The 353-nt window shown below is 60.3% G+C and carries 1 protein-coding gene; it reads left to right on the top strand.

Annotated elements, in window-relative coordinates; genetic code table 11:
* A partial coding sequence (locus CWC28_RS22085; RefSeq protein WP_171038349.1) for an Ig-like domain-containing protein occupies positions 1-353 on the top strand: 353 nt, incomplete at both ends.

The raw sequence follows: 353 nt of genomic DNA, 5'->3' as shown, positions 1-353 counted from the left end.
CAGTGGCACCTTGAGTATCACGGTGGACAGTAATGTTTATGTCCTGGGCACCGATGCCGCACTGGCCAGTAACGGGGATACCTGGACCCTGGATCTGACCGGTACGACCCTGGCCGATGGCACCTACGCGGTCAACGCCAAGGTGACCGATACCGCCGGTAATAGCAGCGAAGCGAACCAGGATGTGGTGATTGATACCACGGCACCCAACGATGAACCCGGCCCCGATGGCGGTGCCCTGCCGGATGTCGCCATCAGCCGCATCACCGACGACACCGGCACGCTGACCAGCGATTTCATTACCAACGACAACACCCTGAAAATCCAGGGCCAGTGGTCACAGGGCAGTGGCA

The sequence above is a fragment of the Pseudoalteromonas sp. S4492 genome (genome assembly GCF_005886115.1).
GTDB classification, from domain to species: domain Bacteria; phylum Pseudomonadota; class Gammaproteobacteria; order Enterobacterales; family Alteromonadaceae; genus Pseudoalteromonas; species Pseudoalteromonas gelatinilytica.
This window is presented reverse-complemented; position numbering and strand designations above follow the sequence as displayed.